General features: G+C 42.6%; 3 protein-coding genes and 2 pseudogenes. 4 read left to right on the top strand and 1 reads right to left on the bottom strand.

Going from position 1 to position 2,744, the window contains the following annotated elements; genetic code table 11:
- The first annotated feature begins 222 nt into the window (after positions 1–222).
- The 3 genes from LC574_RS34630 to LC574_RS34620 are packed head-to-tail and all read left to right on the top strand — an operon-like array spanning position 223 to position 1,504.
- Positions 223–459, top strand: coding sequence for a hypothetical protein (locus LC574_RS34630; protein ID WP_229458135.1), 237 nt, complete (start codon positions 223–225; stop codon positions 457–459).
- A gap of 57 nt (positions 460–516) precedes the next feature.
- Positions 517–876 carry a VOC family protein gene (locus tag LC574_RS34625; protein ID WP_229458134.1) on the top strand — a complete coding sequence of 120 codons (360 nt, stop codon included), beginning with the start codon at positions 517–519 and terminating at the stop codon, positions 874–876.
- Positions 877–904: 28 nt separating this feature from the next.
- Positions 905–1,504: an arsinothricin resistance N-acetyltransferase ArsN1 family B gene (locus LC574_RS34620; RefSeq protein ID WP_229458133.1), complete on the top strand. Its 600-nt coding sequence runs from the start codon at positions 905–907 to the stop codon at positions 1,502–1,504.
- Between the two features lie 13 nt (positions 1,505–1,517).
- Here LC574_RS34620 and LC574_RS34615 read toward each other — a convergent pair.
- A pseudogene (locus LC574_RS34615) lies at positions 1,518–2,183 on the bottom strand (LLM class flavin-dependent oxidoreductase); the annotation flags it as partial.
- A 103-nt stretch (positions 2,184–2,286) separates the two neighbouring features.
- Here LC574_RS34615 and LC574_RS34610 point away from each other — a divergent pair.
- Positions 2,287–2,451, top strand: a pseudogene (locus tag LC574_RS34610) (fatty acid desaturase); the annotation flags it as partial.
- Positions 2,452–2,744: the final 293 nt, after the last annotated feature.

Below are 2,744 nucleotides of genomic sequence, written 5' to 3'. Positions count from 1 at the left end.
GTGCAAGGACGTATCCTGATTTACTCAAGGCATTGGATGTGGCATTCGCAGAAGTGACTACAGAGAATTTACTCGGTTGGTTTACTCACTGCTGCTACTGTACTTCGGAAGACTGATAACCGCTATACAGGATTTCATAAACTCGTAGTAAATCAAATTTAAAAACTCTGCATTCCTCTGGCTAACCTTTGCACTCCTACCCTGCGGGAAGGCGAAGCGCCTATGCGTTTCACTTTCACACCTGAATCCGCCACAGTTTTACCCAAAGTTGTACCAAGTACTGATGCTTCATCATGTATATATATTGGTGATAGCTATACAGATGACTTTTGTGGGACTAAAGGAGTAGAAATGAAATGTGTTTTGATTGACAGCGAACAACGTTATCTAGAGCTAGGTGAACAGAGAGTTGAAGACCTTTTTAAAATTGAAGATAGATTATTGATCAATTTTAGTTAACTATGGTTGCCGAAGTAAAAAAATAAAATCCACTAGCTGCCTAACAGACAGTTTGCAATGCAAATTCTTAAAGTACTAACCAGAGTCTATCTTAATCCGGTAGACTTGGATGAGGCGATCGCTTTCTATGAAAACCTCTTTACAGAAAAATGTTGGTTGTGGTTTCAATATTCCGAAGCTGAGTTGGAACTCGCAGGTGTGGGTTCTATTCTTTTAATTGCTGGTTCGGTAGAAGCACTCTCTTCATTCAAGAATACACATGCAACGTTTCTCGTTGACTCACTCAATGATTTTAAAGAAGCACTTATTCAGCAGGGTGCAGTGATTTTGGCAGAACCTAACAAAGTTCCCACTGGAGTCAATATGCGAGCGATGCATCCTGATGGAACCATTATTGAGTATGTCGAGTTTGCATAATTAATTTTTAGCCCAAAAAGGATCTGCTGTGAAGGCTGCAATCAGACTAGCTAATGAAAGTGATGCCTTAAAAATGCTGGCAATTTATGCGCCAGTTGTGCGGGAAACTTCAATTTCCTTTGAGATAGAGCCTCCCAGCAAAACGGAATTTCAGCAGCGTATCAAGAATTATCAACGGCTGATGCCTTGGCTAGTGTGTGAAATTAACGGTGAGCTTCTAGGCTATGCCTATGCTACTCCCTACCGGACTCGTGCCGCTTACCAATGGTCTGTGGAATCATCCGTGTACGTAAATGTTGAGCATCGCAGAAAGGGAGTTGCTAAAGCTTTGTACACTTCCCTTTTTGGGTTGCTGCAACTCCAAGGATTTTATAACGTTTTTGCTGCGATTGCTTTACCTAATCCAGCAAGTATCGCTGTGCATGAGGCTGTCGGTTTTTCGCCTGTAGGTGTATTTCGCAAAGTTGGGTATAAATTTAGTGAGTGGCACGATGTTGGATGGTGGCAACTATCTTTGCAACAAGAGCTACCCTTACCTGTAAATTCACCTCTTTCTTTACTAGAAATTCAAAAATCAGCTCTGTGGAATGAAGCTTTAGGAAGTGGACTCTTGCTACTTCACGTTTAACTTTTTGAATTGCTTACACAGGCTGTGGTTTGAGTAAATCTGTTTTGGTAACAAATTCACTGAATGTACTTGCAACCTGCTGCGGTAATGCAATTGCAGGAGTTTGTAGTGGCAAGTGGGGAAACACTAATTCAGCGACTCGATAGGCTTCTTCGAGATGGGGATACCCTGAGAAAACGAAGGTATTAATTCCTAAATCGGCATATTGCAGCATTCGCGCTGCAACTGTCTCTGGATCTCCAACTAAGGCAGTACCAGCACCCCCACGCACTAAGCCAACACCTGCCCATAAGTTGGGGCTAATTTCTAAGTTTTGGCGATTACCCTTATGCAGTTGGGCCATGCGGCGTTGTCCTTCTGATTCAGATTGAGCAAACCGCCGATGTGCAGCAGCTATGGTTTCATCATCCACATACTGAATCAGTTCATTAGCTGCATCCCAGGCTTTTTGCGTAGTTTCACGTACTATAACGTGCATCCGAATCCCAAAGCGGACTGTTCTACCTTGTTCTGCTGCTAATCGGCGTACCTTTGTAATCTTTTGGGCAACTTGATCTGGTGGTTCACCCCAAGTTAAATACACATCAATATGTTTGGCAGCAACTTGGAGCGCAGCATCTGAAGAACCACCAAAATATAAGGTGGGATAAGGCTTTTGTATGGGAGGAAATTGGAGTTTTGCGATGATCGCGGAGTGGCGGAAAAGGGCGGAGAAAAGACCTTGAAAGAGGAGAAGAGGTTTCTGATCTGAGGCGAGTTCGTGTCATTGGAGGGCAAGAAGACTGAAGGCAACTGAGGCAATAAAACCAGTGATGGGTGAATATTTCCACAAATCGGAAGAACCAATTTGGAAATCATTATGGAATTCATGTATCAGCTGCCATTTTGTCCCTGATACTGGTAGTAAGGTTTACTACACATCCAATAATAAGTTAGCTAAAGACTAAGATTCAGATTCCCGGCTTCTTTAAAAAAGTCGGGAATCTTGTCTTTTCGTCAATGCTTTCTGACTCTTGACCATTTAGCACTGCCTAATTTAGATAAACTTTTAGAAAAATTGTATTAAAGATTACTTTAAGACTTTACTAAAACTTATCCTTTTGAGGAGCGAGCGCATAAATATCCTTAACTCAGGATTGGGTACGACGGGGCACGTCGGAACCTTTGCGCTTGACGCAAGCAACGCTTCTGGAGAATCGACCTCTGTCCTAGTTGGTGCAAACCTGCTTGGGTAAGTTGG

The organism is Nostoc sp. CHAB 5715, assembly GCF_020829685.1.
Lineage (GTDB): Bacteria > Cyanobacteriota > Cyanobacteriia > Cyanobacteriales > Nostocaceae > Nostoc.
The sequence above is the reverse complement of the archived record's forward strand: the minus strand, read 5'-3'. Positions and strand labels throughout refer to the sequence as shown.

Bases quoted from the DNA above. Each gene is read 5' to 3' on its own strand.
- LC574_RS34630 (WP_229458135.1), top strand. From the start codon at position 223: ATGCGTTTCACTTTCACACCTGAATCCGCCACAGTTTTACCCAAAGTT.
- LC574_RS34625 (WP_229458134.1), top strand. From the start codon at position 517: ATGCAAATTCTTAAAGTACTAACCAGAGTCTATCTTAATCCGGTAGAC.